This is a genomic window from Sporosarcina pasteurii (assembly GCF_041295575.1).
GTDB lineage: Bacteria > Bacillota > Bacilli > Bacillales_A > Planococcaceae > Sporosarcina > Sporosarcina pasteurii.
This window is the reverse complement of record NZ_CP160452.1, coordinates 2,950,608-2,971,279: the sequence shown is the minus strand read 5'-3', so window position 1 is coordinate 2,971,279 and position 20,672 is coordinate 2,950,608. Positions and strand designations below refer to the sequence as shown.

The following is a 20,672-nucleotide window of genomic DNA, read 5'->3' as shown; positions in this document are numbered from 1 at the left end:
GGCGTTTTAAATATGTTTATTTTGTAGCTAGGGCTTGTTCATTTTTTATGTAACGATTGGAAAATCTAAATAAGAAAACCAGGCCAATCGATAATATGGCAATCGTTGCTGAAACGAAATAGAGACTGCCTGCTGTCTGTGTTAATAGCCATGTGAATAATAAAGGCCCAATAATGCGTCCCATATTATCCATGGAGTAGGTCATGCCTGCCGCGGTCCCATACTTGCCCCCAGACTCTTTTGTCGTCAAGGATACTAAAACTGTACGTGCCAGCGCATTGCCAGCGGTAAATATGCTAAGCGCTACACCCGCCCAAAGTAAGTTTGTGGAGAATGGAATTAAGACAACACCAATTGCGGTGATGATTTGCGCGCCGATAATCCACTTCGTTTCCGTCCCGTTCTTAACTCTTCTGACGACACCGCCTTGAATCGCTGCATCTACTAATCCACTAGCCATAAATAGGTAACCTAGCTGAAGTGGGGTAATTGCAATTTGATCGATTTGGAATAATTGAAATGTCGCTTCAATCCCTGCAAGAATCAGTGTGATTGTAAAGGAAAGTAAAAATAAATATCGAACACGGTAACGCCATAAGGTTATGCCGCCTTTCGGTAGCCAAGTACGCTTATTCGCGTTCCCGCGTCGTTCAGGCTCTTTTAAGATGATGCTTGCATAAATCAATAAGAGTGCGGTTAAAAGGCCCGATGCGATGTAGGGGACTTGTAAACCAAAGTTTCCCAGAATGCCGCCGATTGCTGGACCAAAGATAAACCCAAGTCCAATAGACATCCCCATTAAGCCCATATATTTATTACGGTTTTCTTCATCAGTTAAATCCGCAACGAATCCTGTGACCGCAGTATAGAGCGCACCAGAGAAAACACCGCCAATAATTCTTGAAATATATAAAAGTGTTATATGATTAATGAATAAAGCGAAGAGAAAAAAGCTAAGACTAAAACCAATTAACCCAGTTAAAATTAACTTCTTTCGGCCAGTATGATCAGATAATGAGCCCCAAAGAGGTGCTGTGAAAAAGGAAGCAAGTGCATAAACGGTGATTAAACCGCCAACGTGAATATCTGACAAGTTTTGTTGCACAATGACTTCTGGGAGAATTGGAATGATAATACCAAATCCTAAATAAACGAAAAATTGAACGGACATTAGCAAAAGAATTGATTTTTTCATAATAAAACCCGCTTTCTTTTAACTCATTGTCTACATTTTACGCATCCCTTCCAATTCTTACAATAAATAAGGCTATGATTACATTCACGAGGAACCTTTATTAGCGGCTAATGACATTTGGCAGAATACTATGGAATTAAAAATATATTGTTTTGAGCGTATAAAAACTTTACAAATTGGTTAATTTGTAACATAATTGAAAGATTTAAAATGTCTGTTTCGTGGTATACTAAAAGTATCGAAAATGTATCATGAATTTTATAAGTTTTGGAAGTTTAACCACGCACATTTTATATTTCAATTCATACAGAAGTTTATATAGAAAGGTCGAGGTGGAAAAGATGGCTCAAGAAACGGAATTGAAAAAAATCATCTCCAACTTGGCGAAGTTAGGTGTTTCAGCGACTAAGACTAAATCTCGTCTTGAAATGCTGAAAGCCCTCATGCCGCCTGTACAAGACCCACAAATTCAGTCACAGTAATTTATCAATATTCATTGGCAAAGCTTATTGTTTGGAAAATAATTAAAAGATTGAAGTCATAACAAAAAACTGTTATGGCTTCGATCTTTTTTATTTAAAACAGCAGAAGTAGCCGAATGCCTAGAATCTGCATAGATTAATTATGAAGAGTGGATTTTGTCTCAAAAATGTCTAGGAGCGATACCTTTGGGACCTTTTAACGAACATGATGAAAATAAACAATTAAGTTTTAGTGAAGGGATAGGATTGTTAGGTGCAATATTGTCGACGCTTGGGGATGCGTTGTCGGTGGTGTCGGCCGTGGCCGCCATTGATGAAGACCGGCAGAGCAATCAAGAACAAACGCAGCAAATTGAAAATCTACAAAAACAAATCGATGAATTGAAAAATGAAATTAGCAAAGGTCAGGGCGAGCCTGCCGCTAGAGAAAGTGAATAAAAAATATGGTTGTCACGATGTTTGTTGGGTGTTTGGCTATCACATTAACCGATTAAAAAAGCTCTAACAGATGATGCGTATCTGCCAGAGCTTTTCTTGTTTTTGATTATTTGATTGTTGCATCTAACCAGCGCCTTCAGCATTTCAGTGTCCAGCTTCAGCGCCTAGCCCCTCGGAGGCCCACAGGATGTGGGTCACACAGTCATTGCCGCAGGACGCGGCGAACTTAGACTGTGTTCCCTGAAAGTCATTTTGCTGTGGTGGCTGAGGAACTGCCTCCTCGCAAACTGTCTTGTGCCTGTCGGGGCTGACCAGGCGCTTCAGCTTTTCCAGGTCCAGCTTCAGGAGGCAGATGCTCGAGTCATAAGCTGTATCGACTGCGTGGCAAAAGCGCCACTCCGTCGATACAGCTTATGCTTGTCGCATCTAACCGCCTCCTTCAGCATTTTATTTATTCATCTTCGTCTGCTTCGAACATGTAGGTTCTGTGGTGGAATTTCATGCTGAAGATGAGGCCGATTGCGAGCATGTTACTCATGAGTGAACTTCCGCCGTAACTTATGAATGGTAACGGTATTCCTGTGATGGGCATTAATTGAATAGTCATACCGATATTTTCAAATACGTGGAATGTAATCATTGCGATAATTCCTGTACATACATATGTACTAAAAGGGTCTTTTAATTCTAGTGCAATTTTAGTCATATGATAAATTAAAAAGAAAAACAGACCTATGGCTACACATGCCCCAATAAAGCCGTATTCTTCTCCAATTACGCTAAAGATAAAGTCTGTATGGTTTTCCGGAACGTATACTTCACGTCCGCTAAAACCTTTACCTGACATCCCGCCGGAACCGATTGCTGTTAATGACGAAATTAGGTGCATCCCTTCACCAGATGGATAGGAGTATGGATCGAGCCAAGAATAGATTCTTTCAAACTGATACGGGTCAAAGCCGAGCTCAATCATGAAATCTTGGGCATAGATGGCTGCCCATAATAGTGCGGTACCAGCTGTTGCTCCTGTCACGAATACAGGAAGTATTATTTTCCATGAAATACCTGCGACGAGAATCACCGCAGCGGTAATGGCGATGAGGACGATTGAAGTTCCTAAATCGGGTTGTTGAGCAATAAATCCAAGAGGAACGACGAGAACTAATAACATTTTTCCTAAAAGAATAAAGTCTGTTTTAAGTGTTTTATTTTCAAATTGTTCATGATGCTTGGCTACTAAACGTGCCATACCTAGGATGAAAAATGTTTTAATAAATTCAGCAGGTTGAACTCTTCCAATCGGTTCTGGGAAATGCAACCATCTTTTTACATTGGCGTGTGTCTGTCCGATTTGACCTTCTCCGCTTGGGGCAAAGTAAAGGAACACGAGTAGGAAAACTCCGAAACCATATAAGTACCAAGCAACTTTTTTATATTGTTCCGGCTCAAAATACATGGCCCCGCCAATAATAAAGATACTGAGTCCATACCACATGAGCTGTATTGGAACATGATTTGGACTTGCAGATCCTATCGCAAATAAGCTCACAATACAAAACAGCAGTAATATAAAAGCGAGCGTCCAGTCGAAGCGCTCAGTTGGTTTGTTTGATAAATTCATTATATTTTAATCACCTTTTTACACTTTATTCACTAGTAACATTGCTATAAGTTTATAGTGTTGGTTGTTTGGCAAATTAAAGAGGAAACTAAGCGTTCTTATGCAAGTCACGCAGATAGTTTATCTAATGACTGTCGTGTCTCCTAACGCCTTCCGCTTTTCGTTATGATTATACAGTAAAGTAGACGGCTATGACTACCAAGAAGTTGCTATGTTACAAGTAGATGATATTTTTAAACAAATATTCATGTATAGGTCTTGTCATGGTAAACTTAAAGTATAAATTAAAAAAAGAACGGTGAGTGATTCAATATGAAAAAAAGATTAGGATTAATTTACGGCGGTAAATCAGCAGAACATGAAGTTTCTTTATCAACCGCCCGCGCTGTAATGCAAGCGGTAGACTTTGATAAATACGAAGTGATTCCAGTTTATATTACGTATGATGGCGAATGGAGAAAAGGTCAATCGTTGGCAAAGCCTGTTGAGACGATTGAAGAATTGAGATTAAAAGGGAATGGAGAACCTCAAAAAGATAGCATCCATCAATTTATCAACGGAGCGGGTTTACCGGATATCGTCTTTCCTTTATTACACGGAACGAACGGTGAGGATGGAACGGTTCAAGGATTATTTGAAGTATTAAACATTCCATACGTTGGAAATGGTGTGCTTGCCTCATCTGCAGGGATGGATAAAATTACAATGAAACAATTATTTGCACAAGTCGGATTAAAACAAGTGCCGTACGTGTATTTTAATCGCAGCAATTGGAAGGAAAGTCGTGATGCATTCATTGCAGAAGTTGAAGAAGCGTTACAATGGCCAGTTTTTGTTAAGCCAGCTAATTTAGGTTCGAGTGTGGGAATTAGTAAGGCGGCAGACCGTGAGGAGTTTATTGAAGCGGTAGATCTTGCGTTGAAATTTGACCGTAGAGTCATTGTTGAAGAAGGGGTCGACGCAAGAGAAGTTGAGGTTAGTGTAAAAGGGAATGATGATCCTGTTTGTTCAGTTTCTGGGGAAATTAAACCTGTTACAGATTTCTATGACTATGATGCAAAATATAAAGATGGCAATACAGAATTAATTATTCCAGCAGCTGTTACTAAATCCGTGCAAGAAGAGATGGAAGAGATGGCAATTCGTGCGTTTAAAGTATTGGATTGTGCAGGGTTAGTACGTGCAGACTTTTTTGTCACGGCAGATGATGAAGTGCTCATTAACGAAGTGAACACAATGCCTGGGTTTACGCCGACAAGTATGTTCCCGCTTCTTTGGAAAAATTCAGGGGTTCCATATTCAACATTAATCGATGAGTTAATTGAACTCGCATTAGAACGACATGCAGAAAAAGCAAAAATACAATATACGATGGATTGAGGTAGTGCACAGTGAAGGAAAGGTTAAGAACGGTTGCCGATTGGTTACAAGTTGATGGGCAACATGTAGGAGAAATAATGGTACATGGCGTCTCCATTGATTCGCGCACAGTAAAGGAAGGGGATTTGTTTATTCCTTTTCGTGGTGAGCAAGTGAATGGGCATCGTTATGTTCGAAATGCGATTGAACAAGGGGCAGTGGCTTCTTTCTGGTTAAATGATGAGCCGAATCCTCCTGAAGATATTCCGCTCCTATTTGTTGAGGATGCAGAACTCGCATTACAGGAGATGGCAAGGGCTTATCGGCGCGAATTAACTTGTAAAGTCATTGGCATTACCGGTTCTAACGGCAAGACGTCGACAAAAGATTTGGTCGCAAGCGTATTGTCTCCTTACGCGAACGTGAAGAAAACAGAAGGAAACTTTAATAATGAACTAGGATTACCGTTAACGATTTTATCTTTAGAAAAAGATACTGATTTTGCAGTGCTTGAAATGGGCATGAGCGGTTTCGGTGAAATATCATTTCTATCCACATTGGCCAAACCGGATTATGTCGTCATTACAAATATCGGAGAAGCGCATATGCAAGATCTTGGTTCCCGAGAAGGCATCGCAAAAGCGAAGTTTGAAATCGTTGACGGGCTTTCTAAAAATGGAAAATTATTATTCGATGGGGATGAACCGTTGTTAAAGCCTTTCGTGAAAGAAGCTTCAGAAGTGACTGCTTATGCGTTTGGTTATGGCGAAAATAATGACTTGCCGCTTCAATCCGTCCAATCAACAGACGCAGGAAGTGAGTTTACAGTAAAAGGGCTTTTAGATGGGACATTCACGATTCCTGTATTTGGTGCACACCAAGTGAAAAACACCCTTGCGGCGATTTTAATCGCGAAAGAAGTAGGGATTTCAGTTGAGCAAACGCAACAAGCACTCAAATCTGCGAGTTTAACAGCAATGCGCATGCAACCAATTGTCGGAAAGAACGATGCACTATTTATTAATGATGCTTATAATGCTGCACCGACTTCAATGCAAGCGGCGCTTTCCTTCCTAAAAGAAACGGAGTTAAGGAATGAGAAATGGGTTGTATTAGGCGATATGCTTGAACTAGGGGAAAATGAAAAGACTTATCACGAAGCGTTGAGTGAAGAGTTATTACAAATGGATCTGGCTGGCATTTTATTGTATGGACCGCGTATGAAGTGGCTTTACGATGTGTTGGAAAATAAGGTAGACAATCAACAACTCTTGTGGTCTGAACGTGAATACGATCCGATCGAACAGGTACTTGAAAAACATACAGGTTCCGGGTCAGTCGTGTTATTGAAAGGGTCTAGAGGTATGGCGTTAGAGCGAGTGCTCGAAGCTTTTCTAGAACAGGATAGTCAGTGAAAACAGGCGTTTTATTTATTCACGGTTTTACGGGCGGGACATATGAAGTGCAACCGCTCGTTACATATGTAAAGAAACATACGGATTGGTGCGTTGAAGTGCCCACTTTACCTGGGCATGGAGTGACGCTCGATTTGGGGAATGTGTCCGCCCAAAATTGGTTAATGGAAGCGGAACTTGCGATGCGAAAACTAAGGAAAAGGGTGGACCGTGTTATTGTTGTAGGTTTTTCGATGGGTGGTTTAATCTCCATGTATCTTGCATTACGCTATCCAGTTGATAAACTCATCCTTTTAAGCGCGGCTGCAAAATATATTAGCCCTCTCGTTCTTCTGGATGACGTTCGTATTATGTTGACGGAATCGATTACGAAGAAGTACACGCCCAATACGTTTTATCATTTGTATAACTACAAATTAACGAACACACCACTTAGAGCAACGTTTGAGTTTCTAAAGATTGTCAAAACAGTTAAGCCTTATTATGAGCAGATTACATGTCCAGTATGTATCGTTCAAGGTGAAAAAGACGGGATTGTACCGCTTCATGCGGCAACGCATTTGTACAAAGAGCTTGGATCAAGTAGAAAGTTACTCGTCACATCCCCAACTGGTAAACATCATATATGCTATAGTGCAGATAACCAACAATGGTTTTCAGAAGTACTCCAATTTATGAGAATCGGCATCTAACCTTGAAGTTCTGAGGTTAGATGTTTTTTAAATTGGGGTAAGTTCAATTTATATTGTTAAGTAAATAATAAGTGAAAAAACGTCAATACTATGATTGTTGCCGAGGAGTCGGTGGATGTTTTTATAATTGTCTAAATATGGTATTGTTATGCAATTTTATTGCAGGTGAAGATTTCGCGTGGTACACTCTAATGAGCATTGGATACATTTCACGGAACTCTTCATTTAAGGGAAGAGTACTTTTTTTGAATTAACCGGTTTGTTCATCGATAATTAACCATTGTTCGTTGGTCGAACCGCTCGGCAAAGACCGGGCTTTCCCATTCAACTATACACTCTAAGTGAACTTCTTAAAAAGTTTTATCTACAGAGGATGTAAATATCGGAAACGTTCCCTTTATAAATAGACTGGCTCGAGTTTGCCGCGCTTTCATTTGCAAATGTAACCAATTGTCAAATGAAGAAAAAGGAGATTGAAAAGTTTTGACTAAATTTTCAGAGCTAAATATTAGCGAATCAACACAACGCTCTTTAGCCCGCATGGGGTTTGAAGAAGCAACACCTATCCAAGAAGGTACAATTAAACTTGGGTTAGAAGGACGAGACATTATCGGTCAAGCACAAACAGGGACGGGGAAGACGACTGCATTTGGTGTTCCAATTATCGAGAACATTGATACAAGTAACCGTTCAATTCAAGCACTTGTAATTGCGCCAACACGTGAGTTAGCAATTCAAGTTTCAGAAGAACTATACCGAATCGGAAACGATAAACGTGCGAAAGTTTTATCTGTTTACGGTGGGCAAGATATCAGTCGACAAATTCGTGCGCTGCGCAACAACCCACAAATTATTGTCGGGACGCCAGGACGTTTACTTGACCATATTAAACGTAAAACAATTAAATTAGACAATGTTCAAACATTAGTATTAGACGAAGCAGATGAAATGCTAAATATGGGCTTCATCGAAGACATTAATGCGATTATGGCAGCTGTTCCGGAAGAACGTCAAACATTATTGTTCTCAGCAACAATGCCTGCACCTATTCGTAAAATTGCAGAAACGTTTATGAAAGAACCAGAAGTCGTTAAAATTAAATCAAAAGCAATGACCGTAGAAAATATTGAACAGTTCTTTGTAAAAGCACAAGAACGCGAAAAGTTTGATATTCTTTCACGCGTATTAAACGTTCATCAGCCTGAATTGGCAATTGTTTTCGGACGTACGAAACGTCGTGTCGATGAACTTTCCCATGCACTTACAATCCGCGGTTATCTAGCGGAAGGAATCCATGGTGATTTAACACAAGCGAAAAGAATGTCAGTTCTTCGTCAGTTTAAAGAAGGAAAAATTGATATCTTAGTGGCAACAGACGTTGCGGCACGTGGATTAGATATTTCAGGTGTCACACATGTTTATAACTTTGATATTCCACAAGATCCTGAAAGTTACGTTCACCGTATCGGGCGTACGGGGCGTGCTGGGAAAAATGGTGTAGCTGTTACATTCGTAACGCCACGTGAAATGGGTTACTTACGAATCGTTGAAGAAACGACGAAAAAGCGTATGACGCCATTAGTTCCGCCGACTTCAGACGAGGCGTTATTAGGTCAACAGCGTCTTGCGGTTGAACAATTAACTGAAATTATTCAGAAAAACGAACTTCATGATTATAAGCAACTTGCATCAAACTTATTGAAAGATCATGACGCATTAGAAGTTGTGGCAGCAGCGCTGAAAAACATGACGCGCGAGCCAGATGACACACCTGTTAAAATTACAGAAGAACGTCCACTTCCATCCAGAAATAACCGACGTGGTGACCGCGGAGGTTATAAAGGAAATCGTGGCGGCGGTCGTCGTCCAGCACGTGGTGGCGGTAGTCGTAGTCGTGACGGACGTGGTGGCGGTGGCGGATCACGTCGCGGTCGCGAAGGTGGAAATCGCGGCAGAGGTCGTTCAAGACGTCCATCTGAATCATAAACAATATCCCCAAACCGAAATTGCTCTCGCGGCAATTTCGGTTTTTTAGTTTCATGACATAGTTTAATTTGAAATCTCTATTGATGGGGAAAGCTGAATAAATTAAAACATGAAACATTTTGTCTGATTTTTCGTATAGAATAGAAGAAGTGAAAGAAAAGGAGTGCTTATTTTGAGGAGACAGCCAATTAATCGGATTTCAGAAAAAGGTCTGCGTGTTTGGAGATTATATGGAATCATACAAACTTTCTTTGTGTTATTAGTAGCAATCGGCGCAGGCGTTTTAGCATACATATTTGAGTGGTCGTGGTACATATATGGTATTGCTGGGATCATCGTTATTGCTTATGCATATTTGTTTGTTTATTTATTCCCGAAAATTAAATGGTTGCGGTGGCGGTATGAGGTACGGGAATCTGAAATTGAATTACAACATGGGTTGTTTATTGTGAAAAGAACGCTCATTCCGATGGTTCGGGTTCAGCATGTCGATACTTCGCAAGGGCCCATATTAAGGAAATATAACTTGGCGGGGATTACAATTTCAACAGCGGCGACGAATCATGAAATTCCAGCGCTCATTGTTGAAGAGGCGGATGAACTAAGAAGCCGTATTTCAACACTTGCAAGGGTGGCGGATGATGATGTCTAAGACGCGTTACCAGCTACACTGGATTACGGCGGTCATGTCTGTTTTGAGAACTTTGAGAGAGATGATTGTTCCAATTCTTATCCTCGTTTTTGCGAATGGGATTAATGACACTGGAAAATGGTATCTCGATTATTTAACGTTTATTATTTTTGGATTCTCCATTATCGTGTTTTTCGTGACTGGCATTATTAAATGGAAGCGTTACGTCTATTGGTTTGAAGATGATGAATTGCGGATAGAGTACGGATTATTTGTGAAAAAGAAACGATATATTCCTTTTGACAGGATTCAAAGTCTTGATTATACGGAAGGGATTTTGCATCGTCCGTTTAATTTAGTGAAAGTAAGTGTGGAGACGGCAGGGGGATCTGCGTCATTAAAAGCTGAGGCAGAATTAACGGCGATTACGAAAGACGCTGCAAATGTCATTGAAAAAGAGATGGCTGAGGCGAAGAAGAGGAAAGTTCAAAGTGTAACGATCGATGATGAATTTGAAGAAGAATTTGAGGTTGCAAGTGAACCGCCGACGAAGAAGATTTTTACGATGTCTGGAAAAGATTTGCTCGTTTTGGCCACGACGTCTGGCGGTGTTGGGTTAATTATTTCCGGTGCGGTAATCTTTCTATCGCAATTTGCGGATGTGCTTCCAATTGAGTGGGCATACAGAGAGGTTTCGGGGTTTATCAAGTCGGGTTTATTAATAGTTGCCATAGCTGTCTTTTTAGTTTTACTCATCATTTGGGGAATTTCTGTGGCGATGACATTTTTTGCGTATTATGGATTTACTGTTCAAATTGATTATGAAGATATCGTGATTACACGTGGGTTGTTAGAGAAAAAAAGGATAACAGTACCGTTAAATCGTGTGCAAAGTGTACGCATTGTAGAAAATCCGTTCCGAAAGTTATTCGGTTATGCGAATGTGGTCATTGATAATGCTGGGGGCGGCATTACAGGTGAGGGTGCAAAGATTAATTTATTGCCAATCGTAAAGAGGAAAGCAATCAATACACCGTTACAGGAGTTATTTCCTGAGCTTATTTTAGATGAACCTACAAATCAGTTACCAGCACGAAGCAAGCGTTTTTATTATCGGATTGAGTTTGTATGGATGGTTCCAGTCATCGCGGCATTGTCATATTTTTTCTTTCCATTTGGATTATTTTCTTTCCTTATCATCCCTGCTGTTATTTCCTGGGGGTTGTGGCACCATCGCTCGGCAGCTTATGAAATTAAGGGAAATCAGTTAACGATGCGCTTTAGAATGTTTAGTTTACAGACAGTGTATATGATGAAAAAACGGATTCAATCGATGGAAATGAAACAAAATTATTTTCATCGAAAAAGAAAAGTCGCAACCGTTTCTGCGGCTGTAAAATCAGGGATGGGTGCTTTTTATGCACAAGTGAAACATATGGAAGAAGAGGAAGCGGAACAAATTCTTGCGTGGTATGAACCTGCACGTGAAGCGGTTGTTGAGGGAGTATTAGAAGTGGAGCAATAAAAACAAGCGAAGGAATCGGTCATCGTCATCCTTCGCTTGTTTTTCATCTGATACATTATCGATTTGGTTTTCGCCAACTTACAATTCGTTTAGGGTTAAAGTAACTAAGCCCGATTATAAAGCCGACAATCAATCCAGTGATATGAGCGGTAACATTTACATTCGGCTGTAGAAATGTCATCACGACACTAATTGCGATAATTGGTAAAATGACTTGACGTAATTGAGGCAATGCATGTTTTGTATAATAAACGAGCGCACCGTATGCGCCAAATAGGCCGAAAATGGCACCACTTGCGCCGACATGATTATAATCATAATCGTGGATAAAAAACGTTGCTACGTTTGCGAATAGGCCTGACAACAAATATAGGGTAATAAAGCGCATTTTCCCGATGATTTTTTCTAGTTCAGGACCAAATACAAACAAACAGAACATATTAAATAAAATATGCATAAATCCTAAGTGTAAAAACATCGGTGTGAAAAATCGCCACCATTCACCTGTTGCGATTGCAGCATTAGAACCCATTCCGCCGTAATAAACAAGGCCTCCAATACCTGGGAGCCAAGTTAAGATAAAAATACCAATATTTAGCGCAAGTAAAATTGATATAACTGGATAAAATCGAATGTATTCGGAAAAGCTTTCTCTACGGGTAAACATTTTTTCACCTCAATCTGTTATTCCATTATACATATTTTTATTACATAAAGGAAAGGAGTCGGTTTCGTGATTACAGGAATCGGATTGGACGTCGTTGAACTTGATCGTATCGCAAGTTTAGATGCGAAATCGCCCAAGTTTAGAGCCCGAATTTTAACGGAAAAGGAGTTGGAAATTTACGAGTCTTATCACGGTCATCGCCAAGTTGAATTTCTTGCTGGACGTTTTGCGGGAAAAGAGGCGTTTGCAAAAGCGCTAGGCACCGGAATCGGTGAAAAATGTAATTTTATTCATATTGAAATTCTCCCTAATCCAGAGGGGAAACCTGAACTAGCATTTAAAGGGACTGTCGCGAATGGTTTTATTTCAATTACACATACAAAAAATATTGCGGCTGCCCAAGTCATCTTGCAAGCATAAATGATAAACCTTCCTCATAAGATGCATTATCCGATTGAAATGAGAAAGGATGAACAATTTGCGTAGCCGAATATTAGCTCTAATGTTAGTTGTAGTTGCAGTTGTCCTCGCAGCGTGTGGAACACCATCAAAAGAAGATGTCACGAAGAAACTTAGTGGCAAATGGAATGACACTAAGGGGTATGAGCTTCAAGCAACGATGGAAATTAAGACGGGTGCCGAACCGCGGGTGTATGATGTTGAAGTTTGGCACACGAAACCTGATTTTTATCGGGTCAATGTAACACAAGACGGTAGTGGAGATTCTCAAATGATTGTGCGAAATGAAGATGGCGTTTTCGTCGTCGCACCTTCACTTGGCAAGACGTACAAGTTTCAAAGTGACTGGCCTGAGCAAAATAGTCAAGCTTACTTAATCGGCTCATTGTCTGAAGATATTATAGCGGATGCGAATGCGACGATGACAGAGGAAGACAAGACGTATATTTTTGAGACGGTCACAAGAAACAATCATAAGAAAGTGTTGCCGACACAAGAAATTCATATCGATAAGAAAACGTTATTGCCAAAACATGTCTCAATCTTGGATGAAAACAAAGAGGAACAAATTAAGATTACGTTTAAAAAGATTACACTCGGCACTGACAGACAAACAGAAGATTATGCTGTAGAACAAAGTGCTGATGAAGAAAAACCGCAGAAAGATCCGAAAGCAGATGCAGAAGCTGAAGGTGCAGAAGCTGAAGGTGTAGAATCTGAAGATGAAGAGGCGAACACAGAAGACGAGGGTACGGAAGCAGATAGTAGCGATGAGCAAACGAGCTTTAATACGTACTATCCAACTGTTGAATGGGAAGGCGTTACATTAATCGATGAAGAAGCAGTTAAAACCGAGAGTGGTACGCGCATTTTTATGACATTTGGAGATGCGAAAAAGTATACGATTGTTCAAGAGCGTGCCATGCCATCTGATAATTCACTGCCCGTTTCTATGGATGGTGACCCGGTTGACCTAGGTTTTACAGTCGCAGCTATTACGGACAAATCTATCCGATGGGAAAGTGACGGCATTTCGTTTTTCATTGCATCTGACATGCTGACGAGAGATGAAATGATTGAAGTTGCGCTGTCTATGTCTGCCGGTGAAATGAAGTAACTTTTTTAAGATAAATAAAGATATAGTTGACGAGGTTGGGTCAATAATCAGATAATAGAATGTACTACACCATAAAACGAGGGATTTGACATGGCGAGTACGCACTATTATCGACCGACGAAGGCAATCATCGATGTCGGGGCAATCAAAGAGAATATAAAGGCTTTAAGGAATTATTTAAGAGAAGAAACTGCGATTATAGCAGTTGTAAAAGCAGATGGATATGGTCACGGCATTGTAGAAATTGCTCGAGCAGCGCTTCAGTCTGGGGCGGCAATGGTTTCGGTTGCTACCCCGGATGAGGCGGTTTACCTAAGAGAAAATGGCATCACAAGCGAGATTCTTGTTATGGCTCCGTCCCCTGTTTCATTTGCCAAGAAAGCAGCTGAATTAGGGGTAGCCGTGACAGTTACAGATGAAGCTTGGTTAAGAGAAATACAGCATGAGCAAAAAAGTTTTAATGAAAAACTTAAAATTCATGTCAAAATTGACTGTGGAATGGGTAGGATAGGTGTAAGGGATGAACAAGAACTTCAAACGATCATGCAGTTAATTGAGAAAATGACTCATTGTGAATTAGATGGGGTATTTACGCATTTTCCTTGTGCGGACGAAGAATGCAGCATAACCACAAAAGAACAAAGTGAGCGATTTGTAAGATTCGTCAACTTGTTTCCTAAAAAACCGCGTATTGTCCATGCTTCGAATAGTGCAGCTACTTTGCTTTATCCGGAGTACGGATTTGATGCGGTTCGGTTTGGGATTAGTATGTACGGCATTGCTCCGTCCGACTATGTACAGGAGAATTTACCTTTTCAACTAAAAAAATCTTTGTCAATCGAAAGTGAACTGTCGTTTGTAAAAAAGTTAGCAAAGGATTATCACATTGGTTACGGTGCCACTTATAAAACTTCTTCAGAGGAATGGATTGGGACCATTCCCATGGGATATGCAGATGGTTTGAAACGTGGATTACGTGGTCAAGAAGTTCTTATTAACGGCAAGAGAATGCCGATTGTCGGAACGATTTGTATGGACCAATGTATGGTAAAACTGCCAGAGGAAATGCCTGTCGGTGAAAAAGTTGTGTTTATTGGTAAACAAGGCGATGAAGAGATCACGATAGAAGAATGGGCTGATCGTATTGGCACAATACCTTATGAAATTGCAGTGTCATTTACAAGTCGGGTTCCAAGGGTTTATCAGGAAGAGGATTAGAAATGTGGGCACTTTCGACAATGAATCACTCGTTATGTAGTTAATTGTCAAACAAACTCTAAATATGCCTTCTCAACTCTATCAATTAATGCTATGATTGAGGAGAAGATAGTAGAGTGAACGGGTTTGTTGGAGGTGCTGACGTTGCGTGCAAAGAAAAGCATGAGAGAGGTTATTGTTAAAATTCCGAAACGAATGTTGAATGAAAATGAACATACGGTCGTCCACCAAGGGCAGGAGCGAGGGGATTTTGTATATATTTCGACAAAACGCTATGAGACCAATCATGAACCTGAGGCAATTCGAGAGGCCATGATGAAAGGGTATGTTGAAATGTCGCAAATTAACTTAAAAATTGCCACGGAATGTTTACATGTGGAATTTGAAGCTCAGCACACAGTGGAACGTCTCGTTAGCGGAGGATGAAAATTTGGCAATAAAACGAGGAGACGTCTTTTTTGCAGACCTGTCGCCGGTCGTTGGTTCTGAGCAAGGGGGTACCAGACCGGTCCTTGTCATACAAAATGACATTGGGAACCGGTTTAGTCCAACTGTAATTATCGCAGCCATTACTGCACAGATTCAGAAAGCAAAGTTGCCGACACATGTAGAAATCGATGCGGAAAAGTATCAATTCGAGCGGGACTCTGTAATCCTGCTCGAACAAGTCCGCACGATTGATAAGTCGAGGTTAACTGATAAAATTACGCATCTTGATGAAATGTTGATGGAAAAAGTCGACGAAGCATTAGAAGTAAGTTTTGGGCTCGTAAAATTTTGATATACATAAAAAGAAACATCACGGATTTTTATCTGTGATGTTTTTTCAATTGTTTGAATAAAATACGTGTATTCCACAATAGAATTCGATACAATAAAAATATAAATAAATTAATAAATTGGGGATAGGGAGGTCAATTAAAACAATCATGAATAAGAAACTAGCAGTCAATATAAATAATCATATGGATGAAATTTTGCGGAAATGGCAACAGAGAATGACAGAGGTTAAAGGAGAGCGTTTTTTCCAGTATATGCCTGAAGAAGTAGTGGATAAAACGAGTAGAGAATTTGCGGAACTCATGACGTCTAATTTATCAACTACTGAAGATGCAAACCATGAGAAGTTATCTGAGTTCGCCGAAAAAGTTGTTCGTTTTGGTTGGTCTATGAAGTTTGTCAATAAATCGATCGAAAACTTCTCAGATGTAACATTTGAAATCTTGGAGGAAGAAGGCATTATTAATAACACCAATTTGAGAAGATATATGAAAATCTTTTCCTATTGGATTAATCCTTTACGAGATAGCATCATTGATGCGTATTCTGTTGAGTGGGAGCGTACGGTAAGTTTACAAAAAATTGCTTTACAAGAATTATCGGCTTCCCTGATTCCGGTTTTCGATAAAATATCAGTCATGCCATTAGTTGGGACAATCGACACGGACCGTGCTAAGTTAATTATGGAAAACTTATTGGAAGGTGTCGTTAAGCAACGTGCCGACGTTGTGTTGCTAGATATTACGGGTGTCCCGGTGGTCGATACTATGGTGGCCCATCATATTATTCAAGCGGCGGATGCAGTTCGACTAGTCGGAGCAAAATGTATGTTAGTCGGAATTCGCCCTGAAATTGCTCAAACGATAGTTGCGTTAGGAATCGAGCTGAATGACTTTACAACAACGAGTACTCTAAGAAAAGGGATGCAAGAGGCGCTTAAACTGACAAATCGCAAAGTTGTGGAGGTAGAATCCGAATGAATATGCGAATCCCAATCTTAAAACTAAATGACACATTAATCGTTTCAATCCAGTGGGAGCTCGATGATCAGACGGCAATTCAATTTCAAGAAGATTTACTGAAAAAGATACATGATACAAATGCAAGCGGTGTTGTCATCGATTTAACGCCGATTGACTTCATCGATTCATTTATTGCGAAAGTGCTAGGCGACGTGATTCAGATGTCTGGATTGATGGGTGCGAAGGTAGTTATTACGGGCATTCAACCTGGCGTAGCCATTACCTTAATAGAGCTCGGTATCCGTTTGCAAAACGTGATGACAGCACTAGATCTAGAGAATGGGCTGGAGAAGCTTCATAAAGAATTGGAGGAGTAATTATGGAGTACCGGTCGTCTGTTGACATTTATACGGAATGGGACATTGTTGCTGCTCGTCAACTTGGCCGCAATGAAGCAAAAAAGCTAGGGTTCGGGACTGTCGACCAAGCACGCATTACGACGGCAATTAGTGAGTTGGCGCGTAATATTTATTTATATGCCGGGAAGGGAAAAATTGAAATTACGTGTATTCATAAAGATGATACAACTGGTATCTCAATCATCGCCTCTGACGAAGGGCCAGGCATTCCGGATGTCAGAAAAGTGATGGATGATGGTTTTACCACTTCGGGTGGGCTAGGTGCTGGCATGCCTGGTGTACGGAGATTAATGGATGAATTTAATATCGTGACGAAGCGAGGAGTTGGAACAACTATCACTGCGATTAAGTGGATCAGGTAGATGGGGTGACAGAGAATGCCACAAGAAATAGAAAAGCATTATAAAGAAATTTTGAAGCAGTATATTCAAGATCAAAATGAAAAAGATCTTTATTCCGGCCAAAAATTTAGTCGACAATTTATCGAGAAAGAAATATCACCTGAGGAAGTCATCGGCATTCATAAAGCATCACTAAAAGAATTGTTTCCGGAAGCTTCAGATAAGCTATGGCATTCTTTTGACTTTCTAATTGAAATGATGATTCATTATGGTCTCGCTTTGCAAGAACATCAGAGTTTAATTCGAAAGCAAGAAGAAATGGAAATGGAAATGAAAATCGCCGCACAAGTTCAAAATACATTGCTGAAAACGAAGGTACCTAACTTTCCGTGTCTAGATATAGGTTTTTTAACAATCCCTGCTAAGCAAATGAGCGGCGATTATATCTATTTTTTAAATGATGATCCTAATAACGCTAGTGTAGCTGTAGCGGATGTAATTGGAAAAGGGATTCCTGCAGCGCTATGTATGTCGATGATTAAGTATGGCATGGATAGCATGCAGTATGAAAGTGCAAGCCCAGGAATTGTTTTGGAGATTGTGAACAGAATCGTAGAAGATAGTATCGATGATTCCATGTTTATTTCCATGTTTTATGGGATGTACAATGCGGAAAACTCGGCTTTTTCATATGCATCTGCGGGGCATGAGCCTGCCTTGTTATATCGGGCGGCTGAAGGTGAGTTTGTAGAATTGGATGCGGATGGTTTACTGCTCGGTATAGATCGAGCCGTTCATTATGAAGAACGTTCTGTTCAACTTGAAAAGGGAGATTTCGTTGCAATTATGACAGATGGCGTAACAGAAACGAGAACGGAATCAGGATTTATCGATGAAGGGTTAATTCGTGATCTTTTGGAAAGTGTGAAGGATAAGCCGGCACAGGAAATGGCTGATACAGTTTATCAACATCTCGGTGAATTACAAAACTTTCAACTACATGATGATTTTACGATTGTTATTTTTAAGAAGGAAGATAAATAGGTTTAAATTATTTTAATAGGGGTATTGATTTATTCAAGTGATTTTATGAATTTTGCTAAGTGGTTGTACCAATTTTATTTGCATGTCCAAATATTTTATAGTTGAAGCAATTTCATCCATCATATAAGACTTAGATAATAGAAAGGTTCGTGGTGTGGAGATGAATTTACAAGTAGAATTGTCCAAAGAGGATCTTGTTCATTATTTTAAGGTGATTGGAGAAGTAGACGCATTCACAGCACCTGTTTTAAAAGAAAAACTAATTTCTGTACAAGATACCCCTGGTTTACAGGCAGAAATTGATTTGTCAGAAGTAGATTATATAGATAGTACAGGTCTTGGGATTTTTATTGGCTTTTATAAGGTCTTAAAAGAAAAAGAGGGTTATGTGAAAATGACAGGCGTGAATGCACGACTCAAACGTCTTTTTGAAATAACGGGTATTGATAAGATTATTGATATTGAGATGGAAGAAGGTGGAAATCTCGATGCAACCGTATGATTATATTGAAATGAAGGTTCCTGCAAAAGCACAATATGTCGGAGTTACTAGACTGGCAATTTCTGGCCTCGCAAGCCGGGTAGGATTTACATTTGATGAAATTGAAGACTTGAAAATCGCTTCCGGTGAAGCGGTTACAAATGCCGTCCAGCATGCTTATAAAGGTGAAGAGGGAGAAGTGGTTGTCGGCTGTGCCCTCTTTGAAGATAAGATTGAAATTATGATTGCAGATAATGGCAGTAGTTTTGATTTTGAAGAAACGAAAAAAAATGTTGGACCCTATAATGATGAAGAAGAGGTACAGTTTCTTAGGGAAGGTGGTTTAGGACTATACCTCATGGAGTCGCTCATGGATGAAGTGAAAGTCCATCATGAGGAGGGGGTAACCATTCTCATGACGAAATATCTTGGCGGAGAGCAGGTGGATAAGGATGTCAGAACAATCACCTACTAAGTCCGGTTCGAAGGATGAAGTGCTTCTCTGGATTCAGCGATATCAAGAGACGCAAGATGAAGAGGCACAAACAAATTTAGTGTTAAATTATGAACGTCTAGTCCACTCGCTCGCACGAAAATATTCAAAAGGAAAACCTTATCACGAAGATTTAGTGCAAGTGGGCATGCTTGGTCTACTGGGAGCCATTAGAAGATATGATGCTTCGTATGGCCGAAGTTTTGAGGCGTTTGCTGTCCCAACCATTATTGGAGAAATTAAACGCTTTATGAGAGATAAAACGTGGGCGATTCACGTTCCTAGAAGAATTAAAGAGCTAGGCCCTAAAATAAAGGCTACAGTAGAAACGTTAACGGTAGAGTTGCAACGTTCCCCACTGATTCATGAGATTGCGGAGTATCTTGAGGTTGATGAAGAAGCCGTATTAGAAGCGATGGAGATAGGAAGAAGTTATCAGGCGCTTTCCATGGACCATGCGTTGGATGCGGATTCTGAAGGAGGTACTGTCACGCTATTTGATTTAGTAGGGACACCAGATGATGGGTATGAAGCAACTGATCAACGCTTGCTTGTTGCAGATGCTCTTGTCGTTCTCACGGACCGGGAACGACAAATCATCCAATATACGTATATTGACCAAATGAGTCAAAAAGAGGCTGGTGAACTTCTGGGCATTTCCCAAATGCATGTGTCTAGACTTCAACGTCAGGCTATACGGAAATTACAAGAAAAGATTTTAGAGACTTCTGGTGGTGTATCTGGGTGATAGAGATACTCACGGAATATGTAGAAGCTTTGGTTTATCATAAGCCTAAGTCTGGCAACCAGGAATCGGGTGATGCGTACTTTATTCACACGGGAGAAGACTATTTCCTTTTTGCAATTGCAGATGGTTTAGGGAGTGGACCTATCGCGCGCCAGTCGGCAGAAATTATCCCGGATGTGTTAGCCGAATACCATCATGAGTCACTTGATGAACTATTAAATCGATGCAATGAATATATGATTCAAAAACGTGGGGCGGCTGTTGCCATTGTGAAAGTAGATGTTAAAGATAAAACAATACACTATAGTTGTGTGGGTAACGTTCGATTTTACATATGGCAAAATGAGGAGAAAATGATTTATCCGCTCCCTGTAATGGGGTATTTATCGGGAAGGCCATTGAAGTTGAATACCCAAAAATATACTTACTATCCAGGAGATCGATTTATCCTTCACTCTGACGGAATTGCACTACGAAGTCCTACATCATTATTGAAAAATGCGTGTTGTACATTCGAAGTGTATGAAAATGTTGTTAGCAAAACAAACGCTGACGATGATGCTACGTTTATTACAGGAGACCTGCTTCGTTAAATGCGG

At 40.2% G+C, this 20,672-nt stretch carries 24 protein-coding genes; 21 read left to right on the top strand and 3 right to left on the bottom strand.

All coding sequences use genetic code 11. The features are described 5' to 3' along the window. Positions 1–16: 16 nt before the first annotated feature. A complete protein-coding gene (locus AB1H92_RS14365; RefSeq protein WP_115363373.1) occupies positions 17–1,195 on the bottom strand; it encodes an MFS transporter in 1,179 nt (392 codons plus the stop codon). A gap of 341 nt (positions 1,196–1,536) precedes the next feature. Here AB1H92_RS14365 and AB1H92_RS14360 point away from each other — a divergent pair, with 341 nt between their 5' ends. Next, positions 1,537–1,677 (top strand): Lmo0850 family protein, encoded by a 141-nt coding sequence (locus tag AB1H92_RS14360; RefSeq protein WP_166739582.1) that lies wholly within the window; start codon positions 1,537–1,539, stop codon positions 1,675–1,677. 186 nt (positions 1,678–1,863) lie between these two features. Then, positions 1,864–2,115: a hypothetical protein gene (locus AB1H92_RS14355; RefSeq protein ID WP_115363371.1), complete on the top strand. Its 252-nt coding sequence runs from the start codon at positions 1,864–1,866 to the stop codon at positions 2,113–2,115. A gap of 451 nt (positions 2,116–2,566) precedes the next feature. Here the strand turns inward: AB1H92_RS14355 and AB1H92_RS14350 are convergent, their stop codons facing one another. Further along, complete coding sequence (locus AB1H92_RS14350) at positions 2,567–3,736, bottom strand: FtsW/RodA/SpoVE family cell cycle protein (RefSeq protein ID WP_115363370.1); 1,170 nt, start codon at positions 3,734–3,736, stop codon at positions 2,567–2,569. Between the two features lie 312 nt (positions 3,737–4,048). Here AB1H92_RS14350 and AB1H92_RS14345 point away from each other — a divergent pair, with 312 nt between their 5' ends. The 6 genes from AB1H92_RS14345 (at position 4,049) to AB1H92_RS14320 (ending at position 11,344) form a co-directional block, all read left to right on the top strand. Beyond that, the gene (locus AB1H92_RS14345; RefSeq protein WP_115363368.1) at positions 4,049–5,116 is read left to right on the top strand and encodes a D-alanine--D-alanine ligase; all 1,068 of its coding nucleotides are present in this window, start codon (positions 4,049–4,051) and stop codon (positions 5,114–5,116) included. Positions 5,117–5,127: 11 nt separating this feature from the next. Then, entirely contained in the window at positions 5,128–6,510 is a 1,383-nt protein-coding gene (murF, locus tag AB1H92_RS14340; protein ID WP_115363366.1) for a UDP-N-acetylmuramoyl-tripeptide--D-alanyl-D-alanine ligase, read from the top strand. Beyond that, on the top strand, positions 6,507–7,202 hold the full coding sequence (locus tag AB1H92_RS14335) for a carboxylesterase (protein WP_115363364.1): 696 nt from the start codon (positions 6,507–6,509) through the stop codon (positions 7,200–7,202). Before murF ends, AB1H92_RS14335 begins: the two co-directional genes overlap by 4 nt. A gap of 483 nt (positions 7,203–7,685) precedes the next feature. Then, positions 7,686–9,188 (top strand): DEAD/DEAH box helicase, encoded by a 1,503-nt coding sequence (locus AB1H92_RS14330; RefSeq protein WP_115363362.1) that lies wholly within the window; start codon positions 7,686–7,688, stop codon positions 9,186–9,188. 172 nt (positions 9,189–9,360) lie between these two features. Next, positions 9,361–9,840, top strand: a complete 480-nt coding sequence (locus tag AB1H92_RS14325; RefSeq protein ID WP_115363360.1) for a PH domain-containing protein — start codon at positions 9,361–9,363, stop codon at positions 9,838–9,840. Further along, positions 9,830–11,344: a PH domain-containing protein gene (locus AB1H92_RS14320; protein WP_115363358.1), complete on the top strand. Its 1,515-nt coding sequence runs from the start codon at positions 9,830–9,832 to the stop codon at positions 11,342–11,344. Before AB1H92_RS14325 ends, AB1H92_RS14320 begins: the two co-directional genes overlap by 11 nt. A 55-nt stretch (positions 11,345–11,399) precedes the next feature. Here AB1H92_RS14320 and AB1H92_RS14315 read toward each other — a convergent pair whose 3' ends face one another. After that, positions 11,400–12,011 carry a rhomboid family intramembrane serine protease gene (locus AB1H92_RS14315; RefSeq protein WP_115363356.1) on the bottom strand — a complete coding sequence of 204 codons (612 nt, stop codon included), beginning with the start codon at positions 12,009–12,011 and terminating at the stop codon, positions 11,400–11,402. A 66-nt stretch (positions 12,012–12,077) separates the two neighbouring features. On the opposite strand from AB1H92_RS14315, the gene acpS reads away from it, so the two are divergent. The 13 genes from acpS (at position 12,078) to AB1H92_RS14250 (ending at position 20,666) form a co-directional block, all read left to right on the top strand. Beyond that, entirely contained in the window at positions 12,078–12,431 is a 354-nt protein-coding gene (acpS, locus tag AB1H92_RS14310; protein WP_115363354.1) for a holo-ACP synthase, read from the top strand. Positions 12,432–12,489: 58 nt separating this feature from the next. Further along, complete coding sequence (locus tag AB1H92_RS14305) at positions 12,490–13,587, top strand: outer membrane lipoprotein carrier protein LolA (protein ID WP_115363352.1); 1,098 nt, start codon at positions 12,490–12,492, stop codon at positions 13,585–13,587. Between the two features lie 90 nt (positions 13,588–13,677). Continuing rightward, the gene (gene alr / locus AB1H92_RS14300) at positions 13,678–14,805 is read left to right on the top strand and encodes an alanine racemase (RefSeq protein WP_115363350.1); all 1,128 of its coding nucleotides are present in this window, start codon (positions 13,678–13,680) and stop codon (positions 14,803–14,805) included. Positions 14,806–14,940: 135 nt separating this feature from the next. Continuing rightward, positions 14,941–15,231, top strand: coding sequence for a transcriptional regulator (locus tag AB1H92_RS14295; protein ID WP_311157240.1), 291 nt, complete (start codon positions 14,941–14,943; stop codon positions 15,229–15,231). A gap of 4 nt (positions 15,232–15,235) precedes the next feature. After that, positions 15,236–15,586, top strand: a complete 351-nt coding sequence (locus tag AB1H92_RS14290; protein ID WP_075526783.1) for a type II toxin-antitoxin system PemK/MazF family toxin — start codon at positions 15,236–15,238, stop codon at positions 15,584–15,586. Between the two features lie 148 nt (positions 15,587–15,734). Beyond that, positions 15,735–16,565 carry an STAS domain-containing protein gene (locus AB1H92_RS14285; protein WP_115363348.1) on the top strand — a complete coding sequence of 277 codons (831 nt, stop codon included), beginning with the start codon at positions 15,735–15,737 and terminating at the stop codon, positions 16,563–16,565. Next, a complete protein-coding gene (locus tag AB1H92_RS14280; RefSeq protein ID WP_115363346.1) occupies positions 16,562–16,924 on the top strand; it encodes an STAS domain-containing protein in 363 nt (120 codons plus the stop codon). Before AB1H92_RS14285 ends, AB1H92_RS14280 begins: the two co-directional genes overlap by 4 nt. Positions 16,925–16,926: 2 nt before the next feature. Continuing rightward, positions 16,927–17,328, top strand: a complete 402-nt coding sequence (locus AB1H92_RS14275) for an anti-sigma regulatory factor (RefSeq protein WP_115363344.1) — start codon at positions 16,927–16,929, stop codon at positions 17,326–17,328. Positions 17,329–17,343: 15 nt separating this feature from the next. Then, the gene (locus AB1H92_RS14270) at positions 17,344–18,351 is read left to right on the top strand and encodes a PP2C family protein-serine/threonine phosphatase (RefSeq protein ID WP_115363342.1); all 1,008 of its coding nucleotides are present in this window, start codon (positions 17,344–17,346) and stop codon (positions 18,349–18,351) included. Between the two features lie 160 nt (positions 18,352–18,511). Next, positions 18,512–18,853 (top strand): STAS domain-containing protein, encoded by a 342-nt coding sequence (locus tag AB1H92_RS14265; RefSeq protein ID WP_115364177.1) that lies wholly within the window; start codon positions 18,512–18,514, stop codon positions 18,851–18,853. Continuing rightward, positions 18,840–19,307 carry an anti-sigma B factor RsbW gene (rsbW, locus tag AB1H92_RS14260; protein ID WP_115363340.1) on the top strand — a complete coding sequence of 156 codons (468 nt, stop codon included), beginning with the start codon at positions 18,840–18,842 and terminating at the stop codon, positions 19,305–19,307. The genes AB1H92_RS14265 and rsbW overlap by 14 nt, the downstream gene beginning before the upstream one ends. Continuing rightward, positions 19,285–20,073 carry an RNA polymerase sigma factor SigB gene (gene sigB, locus AB1H92_RS14255; RefSeq protein ID WP_115363337.1) on the top strand — a complete coding sequence of 263 codons (789 nt, stop codon included), beginning with the start codon at positions 19,285–19,287 and terminating at the stop codon, positions 20,071–20,073. Before rsbW ends, sigB begins: the two co-directional genes overlap by 23 nt. Continuing rightward, entirely contained in the window at positions 20,070–20,666 is a 597-nt protein-coding gene (locus AB1H92_RS14250) for a PP2C family serine/threonine-protein phosphatase (protein ID WP_115363336.1), read from the top strand. The genes sigB and AB1H92_RS14250 overlap by 4 nt, the downstream gene beginning before the upstream one ends. Positions 20,667–20,672 lie beyond the last annotated feature (6 nt).

Excerpts from the sequence above, each read along its gene's own strand:
- AB1H92_RS14315 (WP_115363356.1), bottom strand. The coding sequence starts at position 12,011 with ATGTTTACCCGTAGAGAAAGCTTTTCCGAATACATTCGATTTTATCCA.
- AB1H92_RS14320 (WP_115363358.1), top strand. The coding sequence starts at position 9,830 with ATGATGTCTAAGACGCGTTACCAGCTACACTGGATTACGGCGGTCATG.
- sigB (WP_115363337.1), top strand. The coding sequence starts at position 19,285 with ATGTCAGAACAATCACCTACTAAGTCCGGTTCGAAGGATGAAGTGCTT.
- AB1H92_RS14265 (WP_115364177.1), top strand. The coding sequence starts at position 18,512 with ATGAATTTACAAGTAGAATTGTCCAAAGAGGATCTTGTTCATTATTTT.
- AB1H92_RS14270 (WP_115363342.1), top strand. The coding sequence starts at position 17,344 with ATGCCACAAGAAATAGAAAAGCATTATAAAGAAATTTTGAAGCAGTAT.
- AB1H92_RS14285 (WP_115363348.1), top strand. The coding sequence starts at position 15,735 with ATGAATAAGAAACTAGCAGTCAATATAAATAATCATATGGATGAAATT.
- AB1H92_RS14275 (WP_115363344.1), top strand. The coding sequence starts at position 16,927 with ATGGAGTACCGGTCGTCTGTTGACATTTATACGGAATGGGACATTGTT.
- AB1H92_RS14345 (WP_115363368.1), top strand. The coding sequence starts at position 4,049 with ATGAAAAAAAGATTAGGATTAATTTACGGCGGTAAATCAGCAGAACAT.
- alr (WP_115363350.1), top strand. The coding sequence starts at position 13,678 with ATGGCGAGTACGCACTATTATCGACCGACGAAGGCAATCATCGATGTC.
- AB1H92_RS14280 (WP_115363346.1), top strand. The coding sequence starts at position 16,562 with ATGAATATGCGAATCCCAATCTTAAAACTAAATGACACATTAATCGTT.
- rsbW (WP_115363340.1), top strand. The coding sequence starts at position 18,840 with ATGCAACCGTATGATTATATTGAAATGAAGGTTCCTGCAAAAGCACAA.
- AB1H92_RS14360 (WP_166739582.1), top strand. The coding sequence starts at position 1,537 with ATGGCTCAAGAAACGGAATTGAAAAAAATCATCTCCAACTTGGCGAAG.
- AB1H92_RS14350 (WP_115363370.1), bottom strand. The coding sequence starts at position 3,736 with ATGAATTTATCAAACAAACCAACTGAGCGCTTCGACTGGACGCTCGCT.
- AB1H92_RS14365 (WP_115363373.1), bottom strand. The coding sequence starts at position 1,195 with ATGAAAAAATCAATTCTTTTGCTAATGTCCGTTCAATTTTTCGTTTAT.